We start from the raw sequence: 202 nt of genomic DNA on the forward strand, positions 1-202 counted from the left end.
GCACCACATGATCCGCCAGCCACGGGTGCGAGGACACCGACAACCGCCCGGTGAACAACACCCCACCCGAGCCCGCCAGTTGCACCGCCGCACCCAGCATCGGATGCCCCGCTGAATCCAGACCCGCGAACCGCACATCACCGGAACGCGCCACCCGACCCGACGGCCAGAACCGCTCCCGCTGGAACGCGTACGTCGGCAG

The 202-nt window shown here is 69.8% G+C and carries 1 protein-coding gene; it reads right to left on the bottom strand.

The genetic code is table 11. The annotated features are described in order from the left end of the window. On the bottom strand, positions 1–202 hold a 202-nt coding region (locus ADK54_RS42695), incomplete at both ends, for a polyketide synthase dehydratase domain-containing protein (RefSeq protein WP_159047859.1).

Source organism: Streptomyces sp. WM6378, from assembly GCF_001279695.1.
Lineage (GTDB): Bacteria > Actinomycetota > Actinomycetes > Streptomycetales > Streptomycetaceae > Streptomyces.